The organism is Emticicia sp. C21 (assembly GCF_003418935.1).
In the GTDB taxonomy this organism is placed as follows: domain Bacteria; phylum Bacteroidota; class Bacteroidia; order Cytophagales; family Spirosomataceae; genus Emticicia.
In genome coordinates this window covers 510,759-532,051 of sequence record NZ_QVMT01000004.1, presented here as the reverse complement: position 1 = coordinate 532,051, position 21,293 = coordinate 510,759, and the positions used below count along the sequence as shown (strand labels likewise).

Below are 21,293 nucleotides of genomic sequence, written 5' to 3'. Positions count from 1 at the left end.
ACAGTGAAGCTTAAACTCATAAGTATATTTGTTTCTCTTTCTCATACAAATACCCTCAAGATGTGTCTAACTTTTTGGGGGCAGTGCACATATTGGTAACCTTTTCCACTGCTGCTTGAGTGGCTGTTACTTGCCCAGACTCTGAAATTATCTGCATTATGCTTGAGTTCTTTTTCTTCTCCATTTCAATAGTGGCTATGCAGACGGCTGGTTGCAGACTGTTATCCAAGACTGGCGTCCCAACTGGGCGTCTCCTAAATTTCCTACTTAAGATTCGGTTTTCAAAATGTTTGAGGAGGTTTCTGGTATAATCAGACTGTTGCGATATTCTTCGCGTAGCGGCCAACCTGAATAATGGTTTGGAATAATTGCCTATGCTGTTGCCTTATAATAGATGGCCTTATACTTAAAAATGAAATTGAGCTAAAATTGTATAATCATAAAGAATCTAAATGGGAAATAACCTAACTTTAGAAAAATCAAAACTTAATTCAATGAGAAAGCTAATCTATGGTATCAACTTAACTTTGGATGGTTGTTGTGACCATACCAAAGGGGGCGGCTACGAAGATGTACATGAATATTTTACGGATTTTATGCGAGAAGGTGACTTACTCGTCTATGGACGTATCACTTACGAACTGATGGTTCCTTTCTGGCCAAATGTGGCAAGAAACCAGTCGATGGACGAAGTAGCGAACGAATTTGCCAGAGTATTTGACTCCAAAGATAAGCTCGTTTTTTCTCGAACCTTAGAGACAGCTGAAGACGAAAAAACAAGAATTGTCCGGACAAATCTTAGGGACGAAATAATAAAACTGAAACAGCAGGAAGGCAGGAATATTTTGCTTGGCGGTGTAGACCTCCCATCACAGCTGATAGAAATGGGTTTAGTAGATGAATTTCATTTCGTTATCCAACCTATTATTGCAGGAGCAGGGAGACGCCTTTTCGACAGAACTAACTTAGTAGAAACATTAGATTTGCAACTAGTTGAATCAAAGGTTTTAAAATCAGGATGCGTGGCGCTTCATTATGTAAAGTAATAGCTGAAAGGTATAATACTTTTAAAGTAATCAAGAAGATACATTTTATATACAAAAGGGTGAGAAGTCTATCTTCTCACTCTTTTTCAAATCAGCCTCTATAAAACTTTTATTTATTTTTTCGGGCATCTAATAGTAATATTTGATTCGTATAAACGTATTGGATATAACGTATAGACCATCTAAAATAAACACAACCTACCTGATGAGAAATCTCATTTGTATTTCCCTTGTCTTACTTATTCCCTTTACTTCCTTTTCACAGAATAAAAGTATATTTCCTGATACAGCTATGCAGGCTATTGAAAAAGGAAAATATCCCAATATTGACGGGATTGTTGTCGCTCAACACAATAAGATTATTTATGAACATTATTTTAATGGATTGAGTAAAAATTCCCTACACGATACCCGCTCTTCATTCAAGTCTATTACCAGCCTGCTGATGGGTATTGCTATTGACAAAGGGTATATCAAAAGTGTTAATGAAAAGGTATATACATTTTTCCCGCAGTACCGTTCATTTAAAAATTTAGAGCATAATAAGCTGGACATGACTATAAAGGATTTGCTCGAAATGAAAGCTGGCTTTGATTGTGAAGAATGGAATAGCACCAAAGATTGCGAAGATGAAATGGAATTGACCAAAGACTGGCTTAAATTTTCGCTAGACCTTCCTATGGCTCATAAACCGGGAACGTTTTGGGCTTACAATTCATCGGCGCCAATGGTTATTGGAGGAATTATTGAATCAGCAACCAAAATGCCACTGGCTAAATTTGCAGAAACTTTTTTGTTTAAGCCTCTGGGTATTACAGATTACCGATGGACAAAAGACCCGACAGGCCACTTTATGACAGCTGGTTCCTTTTACATGAAACCAATTGACATGCAAAAAATCGGACAATTAGTTTTAAACAAAGGCATGTGGCAGAATAAGCAAATCCTTTCTAAAAGATGGATTGAAGAGTCTACAAAACCAATTACTAAAATTGAGGACTTTTCGAACGTAGGCATATCAAAAGCAAAGCATGTCTCTCCGCAACCCACCTATTATGGATATTATTGGTATAACGAAAAAATGGTTACTGATCAATTCAGCTATAATGTGGTTTTTTCTTCCGGAAATGGCGGACAGTATTTTATGAGTATCGCAGACCTGGACCTTGTTGTGGTGTTTACAGGTAATAGTTTTGGGTCATGGAAATCAAAACTGCCTTTTGAAGTCTTAATCAAAAACATACTTCCGTATGTAAAGAAGAAATAAATGAGGCTCTATAATAACAAAAGAAGAGGGAAGATTATCCTTCCCACTCTTTTCAAATCAACCATTCAAGCCTCATCCATTAATCACAGCAGTATTTCATTTAATTATTGTAAGAAGCTAAGTTGCGTGGAACAACTGACACTGGGCATTATTCCCTCAAAATCAAACCCACATGCCATATATTAATCTCAAACCTTTTTGTCACAGTCTAATTATCTCTCAATTAGTATTCGTGTTGATGAAATCTCGTTTTCAGTCAGACTTCTTTCATTTTTGTAAATAACACGAACAATATATGTTCCTCTAGGAATGTCGCGTACATCAACACTAATCATCCCATCGTTCAGTTTAGTAAATCTCTCCTGAAAAATTCTACCTGAATAATCATACAGTTGAACACTTGTTATTTGTTGAAATCCATTTTCTCTGAAACATTTTTCTTCATTGACACGCTCAAAAGAATTACCTGTTGAATCTTTTAAAGCCACCAATTCAGGTACTAGCATTAATTCCTCGTTCTGCACGGCATTGCCCCAGACAGCTATCTTGCTTGCATATTTTTTAGGAGGAAGAGGTTTCTCAAAAGTAGTGACGCTGCAGAAAGCAACACCACCTAATCTATATCCATATCGCTCTGGAGTAATTCCGGCAATAACAATTTCGCCTAATGTCGTTACTTCTTCCTCCATTTCTATTTTTATTTGACCTTTAGTTCCGGCAACTTGTTCCTGCACTTCCTTGTAGCCAATTGAACCAAATACCAGAATATCATTGTCAGATACTTCTATCTTGTAATACCCGTTTTCATCTGACACCGTTCCTCTTTTTGTACCCTTAATTGTAATGGTAGCCCCCGGCAGTGCTTCCTTAGCATATGCATCTACTACCTGTCCTGACACTATCCGATTCTGCCCTAATCCTTCTACAATGCACAATAGAGTCAATATGGCGGCCGCCATATTGCGCACTACTTTCTTATGCTGAATCAATGGTAATCTTATGGCTTGTTTATGTCTTTTTTCGGCAATAGTAGCTACCGGAATCTCATATTGTACCTCGTTGTTTTGTACACGCCATGTCGGAAACCATTCTTCTATCTTATAGTTTTTCTTTAATTGGTTTTCTCTGAAACGACCACAAAGATTCTGAGAGGAGTTCAAACGGTCTCGAAAGAAAGCCACCAACTGGCTTTCAGACATTTCACTAAAATCTATCACATTTTTCTGGCACAAAGCGCAGAAACCTCCGTTGGCTGTAGGCGTAAACGATTCCCATTGTTCATGACAGGGATTCTCAATATTAAGTTGGAAAGATTGTTTCATAGATGCAAAAATTAGGTTTTTGCTTGATTGATGCAGGCATTGAAAATTTTCCATAAAAGATTCTCAATTTTTTTGTGGAGAAAAATAAAATACTCAAATTCGGGACACGTCTTCAATCGTTTAACCTATATGCAAACCTACGATACCATCATTATCGGAGCCGGCTATGCCGGACTCACTGCTACCCGTGAATTAATCAAAGCAGGTAAAAAAGTAATCTTATTAGAAGCCCGCGACAGGGTAGGGGGGCGGGTACACACACAACATTTTGAAGATGGAAGCTACGTAGATTTAGGGGCAGCATGGGTAGGGCCAACGCAGGATAGAATGTATGCTTTGGCGAAAGAGTTTGGCGTACAGACTTTCCCGACCTATGATGAGGGAAAAAGTACCTTGCTCTATAATAATAAACTGAAACATTATAAAGGAATCATTCCGCCTTTGCCGATTGGGGCTTTGTTGAGTCTGGATTTTGCTATTAAGCGCATGAATAAATTGGCTAAGACAGTCGATTTGCAAAACCCCTGGAATACTCCCAATGCTGCATATTATGATTCGATAACACTGGCAACCTGGATGGACAAACAGATGTCGTTCAAAACAGCCAAGGTAATGTTTAAGTTAGCCGCAGAAGCCATCTGGGCAGCTGATCCTAACGAAATTTCAATGCTCCATGCCCTGTTTTATACCAAGTCGTGCAGGGATTTAGATACCTTGATGAATGTAAAAAACGGAGCGCAGGAAGAAAGACTGGTTGGTGGGGCTTCTCAGCCTGCATTGAGATTAGCAGAAACCTTTAAAGAACATATCCGGCTAAATAGTGTGGTGCGTGCTATCAGTCAGCAAGATAATCTGGTGACAGTAAAAGGAGATGATTTTGAGCTAACAGCCAAAAAAGTAATAGTGGCTTTACCACCTGTACTTGCCGGGCTTATTCATTATTCACCATCAATGCCAGCCAATCGGGAACAACTGACGCAACGGATGCCAATGGGTACCGTCTGGAAAACGTATGCTATTTATGATAAGCCATTCTGGCGGGAAGAAGGACTAAATGGCTTGTCAGCTACTGATAAAGGTTACGTGACGGTTACTTTCGATAATTCGCCAAAAGATGAAAGCAAAGGCATTATGATGGGTTTTGTATTAGGCAATCAGGCCAAAGATTTTGCACAACTCTCACCCGAAGCCCGTAAGGCTTCTGTCTTAGATACATTTGTCAGATTTTATGGAGAAAAGGCTCGCAACCCAATTAAATATCTGGATCACAGTTGGACAGAAGAAGAATTTACCCGTGGTTGCTATGCCGGATTGATGCCACCAGGCGTATGGACGTCAGTCGGAAAAACTCTTCGTGAACCTGTGGGCAATATCCACTGGTCAGGTACTGAAACATCAGATGTCTGGAATGGGTATATGGAAGGGGCGATTCTTTCTGGCGAAAGGGTGGCGAGAGAGATAATCAATAATTAAATCTTATCATTTCATTTAGCTCGACTTTTAGATGACAAAATAAAAACCTTGATACATCACTGCATCAAGGCCTTAATAAAATTAGATAAAGTTTAGTCACCGCAATAAAGACATACTCTTTGCCTTATTAGCGCAATTTTTCCAGCGTTAATTTTAATAAAGCTGTATTTGTTAGTATATAAAATGAAATTATTTTATCTGATTGAGAAATAATTAAACGTAGCGATTTTTCCTTATAATAGATGGTAGGCCTATCTTAATCAAATGAATAATGCTATAATTAATACCTCGTTCCTGAGTACACAATTCCGTTTTCTGATTCTTGGCTTTTTATAAAAAAGAGTGGGATAATTAATGACTTTAGTACAGCTGTTTTTTTGGGTTCTATAGTTTGGATGCCCGAAAATACATCAACAAAAGCATGTCAGTCAACTGATACTTTGTGAAGTCGTTTCATTACTTTGCCAAATTATGGTTTTTCCAGATGAAGATATTTTCCTTCATTTTTTTTCTTTAGCTTTGGCTAGTAATTCCTTTTTCATGCCACCCTATAAAGTCTTTTATTTAATAACAGTCATAAGTTTGTTTACAGGATTACGTGCGGTTGTTGCACAGAAAACGATCTATTCTGCTGAGCATATCAGAAAAATAGCTTATGCAGATAGTGTTTTAAAAGTAGCCATCCTGAAAAAAGACTCTCTGCAGATAGCAGAGGGGTATTATTTATTAGGTAAAATTGAATTAAGCGCCGGAAATTTTCTCACTTCTCACGTATGGTTTATGAAATCGCTCCGAATACAGGAAAAATTCGGTGATTCCTACGAATTGGGTCGTTTACACATCAGAATAAAAGAAAAAGAACAAAGGCAGGGGCATTTCGATGAGGCTTTCCAGCAGTTAAAAATAGCAGAAGGTATTTTTAAGCGAGCCAAATCAAATGCAGGACTGATGCGCACTTATTCAAGTTTGGGTGAGTTATATGTTGATGAATCCTTAAAAAATAGAGTACAACCATCTAAAAACATACAATTCAATATAGACTCTGCATTCTTTTATCAGAAAAAAGCCGAATTACTAGCTATCCAATTAAAAGATTCCATTGGATGGGCTAATATACAAATCTCATTAGGAAAGCTACTGGTATTAAAAAAAGACCCTAGAGCCATTACCTACTTTCAGCATGCTTATAATGAGTTCGCCCGCCTGAAAGAAGATAATGAAAGAGTATCAGCCATGCTGTTTTTAGCCTCAGCTTATCTGACTTTTAATCAGCCTGAAAAGGTACCGGATATTCTCAAACAGATACAACAATTTTATGAGAAACAACATCTTCATCATTACGCCTGGCTTCGGAGTCTGGAAACCTCTTATGTAAATTATTACAAAGCCACAAAACAATGGGAAAAGGCCTTTATACATTTAGAGATTCTAAAGGATCTGGAGAGAAAAGAATTAATGGCTGACCAAGAGGGAGCCATTACCCGATTAGAGATTGAATATGAAACTCAGAAGAAAGAAGCATTACTGACAAAAAAGAATGAAGAATTAGCCTTATCGAACGAAAATTCACGCACTCAACAATTGTTTTTACGCACACTTGCGGCTTTATTTCTATTAACGGCTGGACTTGGTTTCTTTTATTACCAATTATCACGTAAGAATCAACAAATCAGCCAGCGTAATGAGGTATTAATAAGGGAACAAAATCATAGGGTGAAGAATAATTTACAATTAGTTTCAAGTCTTCTTAGCCTACAAGCTAATCAGTTTTCTGATGCTGCAAGCAAACAAGCCACAGAGAATAACCTGCTTCGAATCGAATCAATGGCCATTCTCCATCGAAGATTATATGATAAAGAAGAGCTGGCTGTTATTAATCTAGCCGATTTTATTAGAGAGATAGCAGAGGTAGTATTGCAGACATTTGGCTATATGCACGTTGAATTAGATTATAAGGTTATTCCTGTGAAATTAAATGCCGACCAGGCCTTACCTGTTGGTTTAATTATTACCGAGTTAATAACAAATGCCTGTAAATACGCTTTTCCTGACAATCCAGATCCTCGCCTGACTATAGTTTGTGATAAGGAAAAAGACGAATTGGAATTGACTATAGCAGATAATGGCCCAGGCCTGAAAAACAATTTATTAGTTGGAGCAGTTAAGCAATCATTCGGTATGAAACTAATTCAGATGCAAGTCGCGCAAATGCGGGGTACATACAACTTTAACTTTTCTGCTGGCACAACCTTTACCATGAAATTTAAACCTGACGTTTTGTTATGAGTGCACTAAAAATATTGATTGTAGAAGATGAAGTAATGACAGGAACAGATATTAAAGAAACGCTAGAAAAAGCAGGCCACACCATTACTGGAATAGCAAGAAACTCTGAAGAAGCCATTGTTTCTCTAAAAAAACAATTGCCCGATATAGGTATCGTCGATGTTATGCTGAGAGGCTCAACTCATGACGGAGTGCAGACAGCTGCTGAATTGGTGAAACTACACCCAATGCCCATTATTTACCTGACTGCTAATTCTGAAAGCCAGACTTTTCAGCGGGCTAAAGATACTTCACCGGCAGCTTATCTGTTGAAGCCATTCCGCCATAATGAACTAGCCCTGCAAATAGAATTAGCTTATCATAACTACAAAGCTACTACTTCAGCTAGCCCTAATCCTGTAATGGCCGAAACTATTTTTCTGCCTTTTGATAAGGGCCTGAAAAAGCTCAGTAAGCAGGATGTGCTATATCTGAAAGCCGATGGCTCTTATGTGAAAGTTTATCTGATAAATGAAGTTAGTCCCTATTTATTTTCGATGAATCTGGGGCATCTGGCGCAGTATTTTTCTACGTCTAACTTCTATCGTTTATCAAGATCTTTACTTATTAATCTGAATTGTATAGAGCGTATAGAGCGAGACCATTTATATATGAGAAATCAGGAAAGCCCGATTCAGATACCCGAAAGTAATAAAACAGAACTAATGAAGAAGCTGGCGGTAATAAGAACACCCTAAGGTTTGGCAAAAAATAAGTAAAGGAACCAAATAACGACAATAGTTGTTATAACAATAAACACAACCTATATAGTATTCAGATAAAATACCTTATTACCTAAATATACCTTAAGCCCCTGTAAAGGGGCTTTTTTATTTTTGGTCAGATGGGCATCTTTCTATTATCCCGAAAATCGGTAAGTGTGTGTCTGAATTCAGCTAATCCATCTTTTAATTCGTTAAATGTATTAGAAGATTTGATAAAATCGAAGTATAAGAGTTGCTCTATAACTTGTTCTAACTGAAAACACCAATACATACCCATTAGTGGATTAATCCACAATTCACTCCCCTTGGTTCTTTCTGTTTCATGATGATCACCGTGTTTCCCCTCAATGGCACTTATAATAGAATTAGATACAATGCTGGGATGTAGTCTCATCCGTCCATTAGCATAAATTACTGCCTGCTTGTACTTTTCAAATTCGGTCATTTCTTTCATTAATTGAAAAGTACCTAAGAACCCCCCGGTTCGTATAAGAGTGGCTACGTTTTCAAGAAACAAATAATGTGAAACCCCATGATAATGGTCTACACCAAAGCCCAGGCATACTAAGAATTTATTGGGAATAGCAGAGCAAAAAGCTCCTGCCAAAGAGCAACTATCTTCGGTGGGTGTGCCAAGTTCTTCCTCATCACCATGTAAAAGGCTATCTGTTCCACCATCTATAAGAATCACTGTATCAATCTGGTGTTTGTCTTTAATAAAGTTAAAGGCATTTTTTAAGGTATTAGCTCCTGTTTTTTCAAAACCATATATTGTAAGCAACTCGCCCTGCTGTAAGAACCATTCTGCGAGATACTTCTCAGGAAAATAATTATAACCATTCAAAACCTGATTAGTTGCTTTCACTTGCCAGCACGAGGGAAATACTTCAGTAGCAGAAGTATTTGAAAGCAAGGTAAACGACAAATTACTTAAAATTACATTCTTCCCCTGAGCTTTTAAGGCAAAGTAAAGAGGTAAACCACAGTAAATATCAAAGCCACCTCCCGCACCAGAGAGTAGTATATTCTGTGAGTTATGAAGTTTCTGAAAAAGGGGTATGGTAGCTAGATTAATCATTTCGACAAAGATAACAACCATTCCCTGGCCTCTTGAACATCTGAAAAACTTTTCATCGGAATTGGCGGAGGTTTCAGGCTAAATAAAATATTCATGATAAACTTAGACAAGCCGGGCTTCGATACCATAGCCATCGCAGAATAAATAACAGGTATCTGCTGAGTTGAAAACTGACGGGTGGCTTTGTCGGGCACAGGAGAGTCTGATAAGTAGATGAGTAAAGGCACAGGTGTGTTATTGGTTATCTTTTTCACCAAAACCACGTTGCCGCTGATATTCTCTACCGTGCGCTTAGGACTTTTAGATAAAGAAACCAGTATGTTTTCATCAAACCAATAGGTAGCAATTTCTCCCTCATAAATGGGTCTGTCGGTGGGTATAGTCATGTATCCTTATTTTGCAATAAAGATAGGTAAATTACCTAGGTAGATTTGGCTGTCAAATGTAAATATTCTTTCACTCGTTTTTCTGCTTCTGGTTTTAACTCAATAGAATCATTGAACAAATGTGTGCGTAAATCTTCATAAATCGATATACATTTCCATAAAGCTGTAACCAGGCTTTTTTTGTCCAAAGTGGCTACTGTTTCTTGTATGGCGGCCAGGTCAGTAGCAGAAAGTTTAGTTTCCAGTTTCCTGACACCTCTGGGCTGATGTCCGTTTTTGATTAGCAGTAAAGGGCCTAACACCATAGTACGCAGGAACGAAATAAAGTCAAGGGTTTCAAATAATTCACCCCTGCCTATTTTTAAAGTAGCATAATGGATCCATACCCAGAAACGGTCCTCAATCCATTGATAATCAGGATAAGGCCAATTTGATGTAGTTTGTCTGATAATTTCTGTTAATCGGTTTTCTCTTTCCCAAACGACTAACGGGTTTTCTACCCTTGCATAAAATTCGTCCGGTAAAAGAAACTTCAGATCAACGTGTAACAGAGGCTCATCATATAGGCAAATCAATACCCTTAGCTCGCCTACATGCTCGCCTGTGAATGCCGAAAGTATTGTGCCGAATTGATTGGCAATTGCTTTCATCTGAGCCGGGTCTTGAGAGATATTGTTCTCTGATACCAGTATTAAATCTAAATCAGAAAAGGCATCTGTTTCTTTTGTTATCCACGAACCTGCCACTGCCAATCCTATCATATCAGGCGATTTTTCTATAACGCCAATCACTCGCTGAATAAATGAATCGAAAATTGTAGATGATGTCATATGCTGGAATGATTTTTCCAATAATTACTCGTCAAAAATTCCTACAAAAGTAAAAAAGCTTTGGGGAACACTTGTGTAAAAATCGGACAATCTGACTATAAATGAGTGATAGGTCGCCCTGTCAGATTAATTGCATCTTTATATAAATGAGAATGGTCGTTGTATCCGTATAACTCATAAGGTAGATGATGAGAAAATTGCTGATAGGCTGCAAGCATTTTAGTAAAACGGTGCACTTTCAGACACCATTTAGGGGGCACTCCAACCCAGTGCATAAAATATCGGTTCAGCGATTTTGGCGTAACACATAAATCCTCTGCAATCTGCCGGATAGCATTCCCAAACGGCATAAAGGCATCAAAACGGGTTAAAGCTTCCTGTACTAGATGATAGCGATAATCGATAGAAGAGTTAAGAACGCTTTTATTAAAAAAGGCCTCCATATACCTTACTCGTTCAGCAAAAGAATTAGTTGTACTCAATTGCTCTTCCAATAAATCAGTACTGAAAAAGTCACCTATATCTGCTTTTAAACCTTGTAACTCTTCAGCAGGTATGCCTAAAAGTAAGCTTAATGCACCGGGTTTTAGTTTAACTCCCGCTTGCTTAAGCCCTTTCGGATACTTACATAAGCATGAATGGGGTAATGAACCAAATATTTTGCTATTACTAAAAGTGTAAGTTTTTTGTTGGATTAATTCAAATGAGTACCAGCTTGAATGACATAAATTAAAAGACAATAAACCTGAATAATTAGGTAGAGCATAGCTATAAATAAAATCACTTCCATCTGTAGCAAACTCTGACTGCCAGAAAAACTCCACAAAATTAGCCAGATAGCCTTTAGGATGTGCCATCTTTAATGTACCACGCAGGTCGTTTGGCTTAAAAGCGCGATAAGAAGACATCGTAGAATAATTTGACAAGCAATATAAATTAAAAAATAATTATCTGAAAGTAGTTTTAACAATCTGTAAGAAAGACTTCAAGTGAAAATTTATTTAGTACCTTTTAATAAGAAAACTCTACCTTAATAATAGATTTATCCCGATTGGCTTGGTTTTTACATTTTTTTGTCTACCTTTACTTACATCGCCAGGAAGAAAATTCTCCTATAGCCATTAGAAAACCATTGCCATGAAAAAAGAAGCCACAAATGATGCCTTCCAGGCACAGATATTGGATGCCCTGGAAAAAAGCGAAATCAGTCCGCAGGAAATTATAGAAAGTGACTGCAAGATTTGCTTAATGATTAAAATCTACGGAGATATCATTCATGATAAACTAAAACGCTTCGCTAACCTATTGGATAAGTCCAAACTCAAATACAACTCTTCTTTTTCGCCTAAAGTAGGAATGATGAACATTTCGATTTTTAAGAAGTAAAACAGCTTTCATGTATTTTTAATCAATATTCGCTCAATTATTAATGATGTTTAATAATAAGTGTACTATTTTATTATTTTATTAAACAAAAACAGGGATAATTGAAAAAAAATGATGACTTTTGATATTCGGTAAAAGAACCTAAAGCAAGCGCATATGAAATACATCAAGTTTTTAGCGTGGATTGGTACAGGCTTAGGAGCAATAGGAGGATATATATACTGGAAAGAAATAGGCTGTATAACAGGTACTTGCCCATTAAAATCACAATGGCAGACTATGATCCCTATTGGTGCTTATTTTGGATTTGTGATTGGAGATGTAGTGAAAGGTTTTGTAATGCCTGACAAAAAAAGTCAGGACAACGATTCTTAAAATTGTTTCAAGCAAATAACAATATACTAACTTCTAGAACATGAAAAACCTTGGTAAAATTGACCGTATGATTCGGATAATTGTTGCCCTTGCTGTAGTAAGCTTGTATTATACTGATATATTGCCCGGGTTATGGGGCATTTCAGCAGCGGCTTTAGCCAGTATTTTCCTGATTACCAGCCTTGTAAGTTTTTGCCCGCTTTACTCCGTTATAGGTGTAAACACGCATAACAAAAAAGGATAAGACATTTACCACGACAGAGAATCCCGTTGCCTTGAGCAAGGGGATTTTTGTTTTTAGAACCGTTTATCTTCAAAATTATTCAAAGATTTTCTACTTCACCGTACGCTTTCGGACAAGCTAACTGTACGATTTCGGACACTTCATTTTAAATAAATACGCTAAAATACCCTGTTTTAAATGCTTTTTCGGCTTGGCATATCATTTGTTCTACAAAAGTTGATATAATTTTACATACAAAATGCAAAACCAGGCTGAAACGTATGTATTATTAGTTCTACAAAAGTTGAAATAATAAAATTGTATGAAAAGAACTTACTTAGGTGAATTTGAAGAGATAGTATTATTGACCGTTGCGATTATGGGTGATAAGGCTTACGGTGTTTCAATCACTGAAGAAATAGAAGAACAAACTGGACGATCGGTGAGTGTCAGCGCAGTGCATGCTGCTTTGCACCGCCTGGAAGAAAAAAACATGGTATCCTCTTATATGGGAGATGCCACGGCTGAAAGGGGAGGACGTAGGAAACGATTGTTTTCGGTAACAGCTTTGGGCAACCGCACACTAGACGAAATTCGTTTATTGCGCAACCGTCTATGGGATAATATCCCGCTGAGAATTTTTTCAACATTGCAATAAGCAGAGGATATGGGGCTAAGGGCAAAATTTCCAATGCTCTATACCCTCTACCCTAAGAAAAAAAATATGCAAAAGCCAAAACCTCCCCGCTGGGCAGATCAATTGTTAGAGTGGTTTTGTGCGCCTCATCTATTGGAAGAGGTGCAGGGAGATTTATATGAAAAATTTCAGAAGAATCTTAGAGTATTTGGAGAGAAAACAGCCCGGCAAGAGTATGCAAAAGGAGTCTTGAGCTTTATCAAACCTTTTGCTTTAAGACGAAAAAAGGAGGTATCAACCGAATTATACATACAAATTATGATAAGCAATTATTTTAAAGTCGCATTCAGGAACCTGCTCAAATACAAGGGCTATTCTTTTATCAACATCTTCGGATTGGCTTCGGGTATGGCCGTAGCTATACTTATAGGGCTTTGGATTTATGACGAACTGTCCTATAACAAATACTACCAGAACTACAACCGGATTGCAAAGGTAATGCAAGGTGCAACCCCTAACGGAGAATTTGGTGTAGGAGAGCATATGCCCATCCCATTAGGGACTACGCTAAAAACTGATTTTTCACACGATTTCACATACGTGGTTATGTCTTCCTGGACAGGAGAACATATTCTGGCATCAGGGGATAAAAAATTTATGAAAACCGGTAATTACCTCAGTTCTGAAGCACCTGATATGCTTACACTGAAGATGCTCAGAGGTACGCGGGCAGGATTAAAAGACCAGAATTCGATTTTATTGTCGGAGTCAGTAGCTAAGTCAATTTTCGGATATGACGACCCGATGGGCAAGATTGTCAGGATTGATAATAAACTAGATGTGAAAGTAACGGGCATCTACGAGGATTTCCCGTACAATACAGAGTTTCGGGATATGACCTTTATTGCCCCCTGGGACTTATACGTTTCATCGGAGTCTTGGATTAAACCTAATGCTAATTGGGGTAACAATTCCTGGCAAATTCTGGCGCAAATTGCTCCAAAAGCCGATTTTGAGACAGTTTCAAAAAAGATAAAAAACTTAAGAGTGAAAAATGTTCCTGAGGCCGCTTATATGAAGCCTGAGATTTTTTTACATCCCATGAGTCGTTGGCATTTGTACGGAGGCTGGGATAAATTCCGTAATCCGGAAGGCAGGATTCAATACGTATGGCTCTTTGGTATTATAGGCATATTCGTACTTCTTCTGGCTTGTATCAACTTCATGAACCTCTCAACGGCCCGTTCTGAAAAACGTGCAAAAGAGGTTGGTATCCGCAAGGCAATCGGCTCTGTTCGTTCTCAATTGGTCATCCAGTTTTTTAGTGAGTCTATTCTGATGGTTGCTTTTGCCTTTCTATTCTCTTTAATGGCCGTACTGCTTATGCTTCCTTTTTTCAATGAGGTTGCTGATAAAAAGTTATCGCTACTCTGGAATGAGCCGCTTTTCTGGCTGGCAGGTATTGGATTCAGTCTTTTAACAGGTCTGATAGCCGGTAGTTATCCTGCAATCTATCTTTCTTCATTTCAACCTATTAAAGTATTAAAAGGCACATTCAGGGCTGGGCGTCTGGCAGCTATCCCTCGCAAAGTTTTGGTAGTTACTCAATTCACTGTTTCAATTACGCTTATTATAGGCACAATTATCGTTTTCCGCCAGATACAATACGCCAAAAATCGGCCGATTGGCTACGATCGTAGTAGTATGATTACTATTGGGATGAATACGCCAGAATTATATGGGAAATATAGTGTACTGCGGGATGAATTGAAAAGAACAGGTGCTGTGGTAGAAATGGCAACATCGTCGTCTCCAACCACAAAGTTAGGGTCAAGACTGATCGGCTTTGATTGGCCTGGTAAAAATCCTGGTTTTAAAGAACAGTTTGGAGTTATTGCTGTCACGCACGATTTTGGAAAAACAGTAGGTTGGCAATTTACCAACGGCCGTGATTTTTCCAGAGACTTTTCGACGGATTCTTCCGGTATCGTATTAAATGAAACAGCAGTCAGATATATGGGTTTGAAAGACCCGGTTGGCAAAACTATTAAATGGAATGGCAATCCGTATCAGGTTATAGGAATAATTAAGGATATGGTAATGGACTCACCTTTTGACCCAGTCTACCAAACTGTGTTTATTTTGAATTATAACTGGTCAAGTGTAATCAGTATCAAATTGAACCCTGAGTTGAGTACAAATGAATCATTGGCTAAGGTAGAAGAAGTATTTAAAAAGCTCAATCCGGCTAGCCCGTTTGATTACAAATTTACAGACCAGCAATATGCCATAAAGTTTTCTACAGAAGACCGTATTGGTAAACTGGCTACTTTCTTTGCTGTTCTGGCTATTCTTATCTCTTGCTTAGGTTTATTTGGTTTAGCTTCTTTCGTAGCCGAGCAACGTATCAAAGAAATTGGTATCCGCAAAGTATTAGGTGCAACAGTATTCAGTTTATGGAGTCTGTTATCAACAGAATTTGTACTATTTGTTTTGGTATCACTTCTATTGGCGGTTCCGATTTCTTATTACTATATGAGTAGTTGGTTGCAGAAATATACCTATCACATCGAAATATCATGGTGGATTTTTGCTCTGTCAGGATTGGGAGCTATACTGATTACCTTATTAACTGTCAGTTACCAAGCTATTAAAGCCGCGCTAATGAATCCGGTGAAGACACTTAAAAATGAGTGAATGAGTGATTAAACTAATTCTACAAAATCACTCAACCACTAATTCACTAAATCACTCAATAAACAGTAAGCTAAAATTATATGAAACCCCAACCTCCCCGCTGGGCAGATAAATTGCTGGAATGGTTTTGCGCACCTCACTTATTAGAAGAGGTGCAGGGGGATCTGCATGAGCGATTCTATAAAAATGTGAGAGTATTTGGTGAAAGGTTAGCCCGACGGGAGTATATAATCGGGGTTTTAAGTTTCATTCGGCCTTTCGCCTTAAAACGTAATGTTCAGTCATCACAATCGTCTATATACCTAAAAATTATGATAAGCAATTATTTTAAAATCGCATTCAGGAATTTCCTTAAGCATAAGGGCTATTCTGCAATTAACCTGTTTGGGTTAGCAACTGGTATGGCTGTGGCTATATTAATCGGGCTCTGGATTTATGATGAAGTGACCTTTAACCAAAGTCATGAAAATTATGCCAGAATTGGTAGAGTTATGCAGCATCAGACGGTTCGCGGAGAAAGAAGCACCCGTGAAAATAACCCCATCCCATTAGGAAAAGAATTACGCTCTTCTTTCTCAGGCGATTTTAAGTATGTGGTAATGGCAACTCAAACGAAGAAATATATTATTTCATCGAATGGAGAAAATACCAGACAAAAGGGTAGCTATATGGAAGCCGATGCACCTGAAATGTTAAGCCTGAAAATGCTAAAAGGCACACGGACAGGTCTTTCAGAACTCAACACAATTTTACTTTCAGAAACATTGGCAAACACACTCTTTGGCGATGAGGAACCACTGAATAAAATCATAAAAATAGACAATGAACTAAATGTAAAAGTAACGGGTGTATACGAAGACTTTGCGCATAATTCTGAATTTAATGATTTAGCGTTTATTGCTCCATTTAACTTATTAGTGGCGTCTTATGATTATATCAGAGACCATCAGGACGATTGGGGCAATAACTTCTTACATATTTATACGCAAATTGCTCCCAGTGCAGATTTCGATAAGGTATCTGCCAAAATAAAAGACACTAAACTCAAGCATGTAGATGTCGAATACGCTTCACGTAAGCCGGAGCTTTTTATTCAACCGATGAGTGGCTGGCATCTTTATTCAGCATGGGAAAATGGGGCCAATACAACAAGCGAGCCTTTAAGATTAATATGGTTTTATAGCACCATCGGGATTTTTATCTTATTACTAGCCTGCATCAATTTTGTCAATTTAAGTACTGCCCGCTCTGAAAAAAGAGCCAAAGAAGTAGGCATCCGTAAAGCGATTGGGTCTGTTCGTAGCCAGTTAATAGGACAGTTTTTCAGTGAATCCTTTTTAATGGTAGCCCTGGCTTTTGTATTGTCAATTTTGTTCGTATTGGCAATTTTGCCCTGGTTCAATACAGTAGCCAGCAAAGACATCTCAATTCCCTGGGCTGAGCCATTCTTCTGGCTGGCCAATTTGGCCTTCATTGCCCTTACTGCGGTATTGGCGGGTATTTATCCGGCATTATATCTCTCATCTTTCAAACCTATCAAGGCATTAAAAGGAACCGGTTCGTCGTCACGATTTCGATTAGGTCGCTTTGCTTCTCTGCCTCGTAAAACTCTGGTTGTTATACAATTCACGGTCTCGGTTACCCTTATTATCGATACAATTATAGTTTATCAACAAATTCAATTCGCCAAAAGCCGTCCGGTCGGTTACACTCGTGACGGCTTATTAATGATTCCTAAAACTACGGATGAACTGAGAGGCAAATATGAAGTATTAAGAACCGAATTAAAGAATACGGGCGTAGTAGCCGAAATGGCTGAATCGGCAAGTTCATTGACCGATATAGGCTCTATGAACGGAGGCTTTGAGTGGAGAGGCAAAGACCCTAATCTGAATGTAGATTTTGGTACACTGGGTGTGACCTACGAATATGGAAAAACCATTGGCTGGCAGTTTGTAGATGGTAGAGATTTTTCGAGAGATTTTCCTGCTGATTCTTCTGGTTTCATTCTGAACGAAGCCGCTGTTAAGCTAATGGGCCTGAAAAATCCTGTAGGAGAGAATATCAGATGGGATACTGACTTTTTTGACGGAGAACATTTCAAGATAGTAGGTGTGGTAAAAGACATGGTGATGTCGTCTCCATTTGAGCCCATCAAACCTACTATTTTCTTTCTGCAGGGCTACAAAAACTATGTAATCGCCAAAATCAACCCAAGTGTGAGTACAGCAGATGCATTACCTAAAATAGAGGCTGCCTTTAAAAAGATTGCTCCAAATATGCCTTTCGACTATCAGTTTGTGGACGAAACCTATGCCAGAAAATTTGGCGATGAGGAGCGTGTGGCTAACCTGGCGACTTTCTTTGCCATTCTAGCTATTTTCATTTCTTGCTTAGGTCTATTTGGTCTGGCTTCGTTCGTAGCCGAGCAGCGCACCAAAGAAATTGGTATCCGCAAAGTATTAGGGGCAAGCGTGGTAAGTCTCTGGCAAATGCTATCAAAAGACTTTGTGATTCTGGTAATTATCTCCTGTCTGATTGCCACACCTATTGCCTGGTATTTCATGAGTAGCTGGTTACAGAAATATACTTATAGAACCGAAATCTCCGCATGGGTTTTTGCGCTGGTTGGTGTAGGAGCATTGGCCATATGCCTTTTAACTATCAGCTATCAGGCAATAAAAGCAGCATTGATGAATCCGGTGAAGACATTGAAAAATGAGTGATTTTGTCGTGAACTTTGATTTACCTGATTAAATGATTTCACTGATTTATTAAGGCAAATCACAATTCACAATATCGCTTATTTACTAAATCATAAAAATCAAATCAATCAGGTGAATCAAAGTTCAGACAAAATAAAACCTCCCAAATGGGCAGACCGATTACTGGAATGGTTCTGTGCTCCTCATCTATTGGAAGAGGTGCAGGGAGATTTGTATGAGCGATTCCAGAAAAATGTAAGGGTATTTGGAGAAAAAATAGCCCGCAGAGAGTATGTAATCGGGGTTTTGAGTTTTATCAGGCCTTTTGCGTTAAAGCGTGAAAAAACAGAAGAAGTATCAACCTTTTTTTTAATACAAATTATGATAAGCAGCTATTTTAAAATCGCCCTTAGAAACCTTTTCAAAAATTTGAGGTTTACCACCATTAATATCTTGGGTATGACCTTAGGAATGGCTTGCGCCTTAATTATTTTTCTGATTGTGAGGCATGAAACCAGTTATGACCTTACTCAGAGTAAAGGAGACCGCATTTATAGGGTTGAAACGAAGAATATCAAGGAAGACCATACTTATGCAGGTACTTATACCGGGATGACCAGAGCTTTGCATGCCGACTTGCCTGAAGCCGAGAGAATTGTGCCCGTCCTGCAATATTGGGGCTATACTTTTTCAACGCCAAATACCGATAAGCGTTTTAAAGAAAGCTTTGTTTTTGCCGACAATAATCTGGTTAAGACATTCGATTACCAGTGGTTGGCTGGCAATGCAGACAAGGCATTAACACAACCTAATACCGTTATTCTGACACGTAAATATGCAGAAAAATACTTCGGTAAAACAGATGTACTGGGTGAAACCATTCGCTATGATAATAAGCAGGATTTAATGATAACGGGAGTCATAGAAGACTATCCGACAACTACCAGTTTCCCTTTTAATATGATTATATCATTCTCAACTTTAAAGGGAACAAATCCGAATTTTGAATTTGATAAATGGAATGGCTGGAATGACAACCACCAGGTATATGTATTATTGAAAGAGGGTGTAAAAGCCGAGCAATTAGAGGGGCGATTTAAAAATATTGTAAAAAAATATATGGATAAAGAAGCTGTAGCAGATAAAGAATTCCTGTTGAATCCTCTAAAGGAAATGCATTATAGCAGCAATATGGGTGGCCGGACAGCTAATATCAAATTGCTCAGAACATTATCATTAATTGGATTGCTAGTTTTACTTATCTCCTGTTTCAACTTTATCAATCTAAGCACTGCGCAATTGTTCAAACGAGCTAAAGAAGTGGGTGTTCGTAAGGTGATAGGTAGTAGTCGCCAGTCGCTGATATATCAGTTCCTGACAGAAGCAGGAATCATTACCGGTACAGCTATTGTATTAGCAATTTTATCAACCGGAATAACCTTGCCATCTATTACATCTATACTGGATATCCCAATTCATATGGCTGATTTATTTGCCTGGAAGAATCTATTATTTGTGCTTGGCTTATTGCTTGCCACCACTTTATTGGCAGGCATCTATCCGGCTATGAAACTATCTGGCATGACACCAATGTGGGCTTTGAATAAAAATAAAATGCCACAGGTGAGACAAGTATTTTCTTTACGTCAAGCCCTGGTAATTGTTCAGTTTACAGTTTCATTAGTATTAATCAGTTCGGCTATGTTGATGGATGAGCAATTGAGTTTCTTTCAGAAAGCAGATTTAGGTTTCAACAAAGATGCCATTATTACCATAAGCTTACCTGACAATAGTCCTGCTAAACTACAGGCTTTCAGAAATCAGTTGGTTAGCTCATCACAGATAAAAGATGTGAGTTTTTCTTTCAACAGCGCTTCGGCTGAGAGCAACTGGATGCAGGGAACAGAAATAAGAAACAGCGAGACCCCGATCCAGATTAAAGCACAAATGAAAATGGGAGATTCTCATTTCCTGGATACTTATGGTATTCAGCTATTGGCAGGTCGGACCCTGAAAGATAATGATACTAATCAGGTAGTACTTGCCAACGAAATTTATCTGGATAAAATGGGTATTAAAAACCCACATGATGCCATTGGCAAGAAATTCTACTTTGGTAACAGTGAAGAGTATGGGACAATTGTAGGGGTAGTGAAAAACTTTAATGTTAATTCTCTTCATCAAAAAATTGACCCTACACTTATACAAGTAGTTCCTGAACATTATTATCAGGGAGGCATTAAACTGAACAATACTAATCTGAGCTCGGACAATATAGAGGCAACAGTGGCTCATATTGAAAAACTCTGGACAGCCACTTTCCCGGGACAAGTGTTTGAATACAAATTCCTTGATGCTGAACTTGGAAGAGCGTATCAATCAGAGTTACGCACAGCCCGTTTGATGCAAACTGCCACTTTCATTGCCATATTAATTGCCTGCCTTGGTTTGTTTGGTCTGGCTACTTTCATTGCTGAGCAACGCACCAAAGAGATAGGCGTAAGAAAAGTTCTGGGCGCATCAGTAACTAGTATTCTGGTATTACTATCAAAAGACTTTTTGAAATTGGTAATAGTAGCTATTGTCATTGCCACACCTGTAGCCTGGTGGGCTATGGATAGCTGGCTACAGAATTTTGAGTTCAAAATTCATATTACCTGGTGGGTCTTTGTTTTCACTGGCTTAATGATGGCTACATTGGCTATCGTAACGGTGTCATTCCAAAGCCTGAAAGCCGCCCTGATTAATCCTGTGAAGTCTTTGAAGACGGAGTAAAGAATTAAGTGATTGTGTGAATGAGTGAGTTAGTGATTAAAAT

The 21,293-nt window shown here is 38.3% G+C and carries 17 protein-coding genes; 12 read left to right on the top strand and 5 right to left on the bottom strand.

Annotated elements, in window-relative coordinates; genetic code table 11:
• Nucleotides 1–494: 494 nt before the first annotated feature.
• Complete coding sequence (locus D0T08_RS12730) at nucleotides 495–1,046, top strand: dihydrofolate reductase family protein (protein ID WP_116983037.1); 552 nt, start codon at nucleotides 495–497, stop codon at nucleotides 1,044–1,046.
• Between the two features lie 205 nt (nucleotides 1,047–1,251).
• On the top strand, nucleotides 1,252–2,313 hold the full coding sequence (locus tag D0T08_RS12725; RefSeq protein ID WP_116983018.1) for a serine hydrolase: 1,062 nt from the start codon (nucleotides 1,252–1,254) through the stop codon (nucleotides 2,311–2,313).
• Between the two features lie 212 nt (nucleotides 2,314–2,525).
• Here the strand turns inward: D0T08_RS12725 and D0T08_RS12720 are convergent, their stop codons facing one another.
• Nucleotides 2,526–3,635 (bottom strand): carboxypeptidase-like regulatory domain-containing protein, encoded by a 1,110-nt coding sequence (locus D0T08_RS12720; protein WP_158561260.1) that lies wholly within the window; start codon nucleotides 3,633–3,635, stop codon nucleotides 2,526–2,528.
• Nucleotides 3,636–3,764: 129 nt separating this feature from the next.
• Between D0T08_RS12720 and D0T08_RS12715 the strand changes: the two genes are divergently transcribed.
• The 3 genes from D0T08_RS12715 (at nucleotide 3,765) to D0T08_RS12705 (ending at nucleotide 8,131) form a co-directional block, all read left to right on the top strand.
• Nucleotides 3,765–5,108 (top strand): flavin monoamine oxidase family protein, encoded by a 1,344-nt coding sequence (locus D0T08_RS12715; protein ID WP_116983016.1) that lies wholly within the window; start codon nucleotides 3,765–3,767, stop codon nucleotides 5,106–5,108.
• 582 nt (nucleotides 5,109–5,690) lie between these two features.
• Nucleotides 5,691–7,394 carry a sensor histidine kinase gene (locus D0T08_RS12710; RefSeq protein WP_158561259.1) on the top strand — a complete coding sequence of 568 codons (1,704 nt, stop codon included), beginning with the start codon at nucleotides 5,691–5,693 and terminating at the stop codon, nucleotides 7,392–7,394.
• Nucleotides 7,391–8,131: a response regulator gene (locus D0T08_RS12705; RefSeq protein ID WP_116983014.1), complete on the top strand. Its 741-nt coding sequence runs from the start codon at nucleotides 7,391–7,393 to the stop codon at nucleotides 8,129–8,131. The genes D0T08_RS12710 and D0T08_RS12705 overlap by 4 nt, the downstream gene beginning before the upstream one ends.
• 142 nt (nucleotides 8,132–8,273) lie before the next feature.
• Here D0T08_RS12705 and D0T08_RS12700 read toward each other — a convergent pair whose 3' ends face one another.
• The 4 genes from D0T08_RS12700 to D0T08_RS12685 all read right to left on the bottom strand — a co-directional run bounded on the left by D0T08_RS12700 (nucleotide 8,274) and on the right by D0T08_RS12685 (nucleotide 11,360).
• Nucleotides 8,274–9,257 (bottom strand): DUF1152 domain-containing protein, encoded by a 984-nt coding sequence (locus D0T08_RS12700; RefSeq protein ID WP_116983013.1) that lies wholly within the window; start codon nucleotides 9,255–9,257, stop codon nucleotides 8,274–8,276.
• Complete coding sequence (locus D0T08_RS12695; RefSeq protein WP_116983012.1) at nucleotides 9,233–9,622, bottom strand: STAS/SEC14 domain-containing protein; 390 nt, start codon at nucleotides 9,620–9,622, stop codon at nucleotides 9,233–9,235. The genes D0T08_RS12700 and D0T08_RS12695 overlap by 25 nt, the downstream gene beginning before the upstream one ends.
• Before the next feature lie 35 nt (nucleotides 9,623–9,657).
• Nucleotides 9,658–10,452, bottom strand: coding sequence for a nucleotidyltransferase domain-containing protein (locus tag D0T08_RS12690; protein ID WP_116983011.1), 795 nt, complete (start codon nucleotides 10,450–10,452; stop codon nucleotides 9,658–9,660).
• 95 nt (nucleotides 10,453–10,547) lie between these two features.
• Nucleotides 10,548–11,360: a DUF6597 domain-containing transcriptional factor gene (locus D0T08_RS12685; RefSeq protein ID WP_116983010.1), complete on the bottom strand. Its 813-nt coding sequence runs from the start codon at nucleotides 11,358–11,360 to the stop codon at nucleotides 10,548–10,550.
• 229 nt (nucleotides 11,361–11,589) lie between these two features.
• On the opposite strand from D0T08_RS12685, the gene D0T08_RS12680 reads away from it, so the two are divergent.
• The 7 genes from D0T08_RS12680 to D0T08_RS12650 all read left to right on the top strand — a co-directional run bounded on the left by D0T08_RS12680 (nucleotide 11,590) and on the right by D0T08_RS12650 (nucleotide 21,250).
• The gene (locus tag D0T08_RS12680) at nucleotides 11,590–11,838 is read left to right on the top strand and encodes a hypothetical protein (RefSeq protein ID WP_116983009.1); all 249 of its coding nucleotides are present in this window, start codon (nucleotides 11,590–11,592) and stop codon (nucleotides 11,836–11,838) included.
• Nucleotides 11,839–11,994: 156 nt separating this feature from the next.
• On the top strand, nucleotides 11,995–12,213 hold the full coding sequence (locus D0T08_RS12675; RefSeq protein ID WP_116983008.1) for a DUF6132 family protein: 219 nt from the start codon (nucleotides 11,995–11,997) through the stop codon (nucleotides 12,211–12,213).
• A 40-nt stretch (nucleotides 12,214–12,253) separates the two neighbouring features.
• Nucleotides 12,254–12,457, top strand: coding sequence for a DUF2892 domain-containing protein (locus D0T08_RS12670; RefSeq protein WP_116983007.1), 204 nt, complete (start codon nucleotides 12,254–12,256; stop codon nucleotides 12,455–12,457).
• Between the two features lie 301 nt (nucleotides 12,458–12,758).
• On the top strand, nucleotides 12,759–13,094 hold the full coding sequence (locus D0T08_RS12665; RefSeq protein WP_116983006.1) for a PadR family transcriptional regulator: 336 nt from the start codon (nucleotides 12,759–12,761) through the stop codon (nucleotides 13,092–13,094).
• A 66-nt stretch (nucleotides 13,095–13,160) separates the two neighbouring features.
• Nucleotides 13,161–15,770 carry an ABC transporter permease gene (locus D0T08_RS12660; protein WP_199538152.1) on the top strand — a complete coding sequence of 870 codons (2,610 nt, stop codon included), beginning with the start codon at nucleotides 13,161–13,163 and terminating at the stop codon, nucleotides 15,768–15,770.
• A gap of 80 nt (nucleotides 15,771–15,850) precedes the next feature.
• A complete protein-coding gene (locus D0T08_RS12655; protein WP_116983005.1) occupies nucleotides 15,851–18,496 on the top strand; it encodes a permease prefix domain 2-containing transporter in 2,646 nt (881 codons plus the stop codon).
• Nucleotides 18,497–18,607: 111 nt separating this feature from the next.
• A complete protein-coding gene (locus D0T08_RS12650; protein WP_116983004.1) occupies nucleotides 18,608–21,250 on the top strand; it encodes an ABC transporter permease in 2,643 nt (880 codons plus the stop codon).
• Nucleotides 21,251–21,293: the final 43 nt, after the last annotated feature.

What these genes read in the sequence shown, in the direction of transcription:
- D0T08_RS12730 (WP_116983037.1), top strand. Translation starts at nt 495, where the DNA reads ATGAGAAAGCTAATCTATGGTATCAACTTAACTTTGGATGGTTGTTGT.
- D0T08_RS12725 (WP_116983018.1), top strand. Translation starts at nt 1,252, where the DNA reads ATGAGAAATCTCATTTGTATTTCCCTTGTCTTACTTATTCCCTTTACT.
- D0T08_RS12720 (WP_158561260.1), bottom strand. Translation starts at nt 3,635, where the DNA reads ATGAAACAATCTTTCCAACTTAATATTGAGAATCCCTGTCATGAACAA.
- D0T08_RS12715 (WP_116983016.1), top strand. Translation starts at nt 3,765, where the DNA reads ATGCAAACCTACGATACCATCATTATCGGAGCCGGCTATGCCGGACTC.
- D0T08_RS12705 (WP_116983014.1), top strand. Translation starts at nt 7,391, where the DNA reads ATGAGTGCACTAAAAATATTGATTGTAGAAGATGAAGTAATGACAGGA.
- D0T08_RS12700 (WP_116983013.1), bottom strand. Translation starts at nt 9,257, where the DNA reads ATGGTTGTTATCTTTGTCGAAATGATTAATCTAGCTACCATACCCCTT.
- D0T08_RS12695 (WP_116983012.1), bottom strand. Translation starts at nt 9,622, where the DNA reads ATGACTATACCCACCGACAGACCCATTTATGAGGGAGAAATTGCTACC.
- D0T08_RS12690 (WP_116983011.1), bottom strand. Translation starts at nt 10,452, where the DNA reads ATGACATCATCTACAATTTTCGATTCATTTATTCAGCGAGTGATTGGC.
- D0T08_RS12685 (WP_116983010.1), bottom strand. Translation starts at nt 11,360, where the DNA reads ATGTCTTCTTATCGCGCTTTTAAGCCAAACGACCTGCGTGGTACATTA.
- D0T08_RS12680 (WP_116983009.1), top strand. Translation starts at nt 11,590, where the DNA reads ATGAAAAAAGAAGCCACAAATGATGCCTTCCAGGCACAGATATTGGAT.
- D0T08_RS12675 (WP_116983008.1), top strand. Translation starts at nt 11,995, where the DNA reads ATGAAATACATCAAGTTTTTAGCGTGGATTGGTACAGGCTTAGGAGCA.
- D0T08_RS12670 (WP_116983007.1), top strand. Translation starts at nt 12,254, where the DNA reads ATGAAAAACCTTGGTAAAATTGACCGTATGATTCGGATAATTGTTGCC.
- D0T08_RS12665 (WP_116983006.1), top strand. Translation starts at nt 12,759, where the DNA reads ATGAAAAGAACTTACTTAGGTGAATTTGAAGAGATAGTATTATTGACC.
- D0T08_RS12660 (WP_199538152.1), top strand. Translation starts at nt 13,161, where the DNA reads ATGCAAAAGCCAAAACCTCCCCGCTGGGCAGATCAATTGTTAGAGTGG.
- D0T08_RS12655 (WP_116983005.1), top strand. Translation starts at nt 15,851, where the DNA reads ATGAAACCCCAACCTCCCCGCTGGGCAGATAAATTGCTGGAATGGTTT.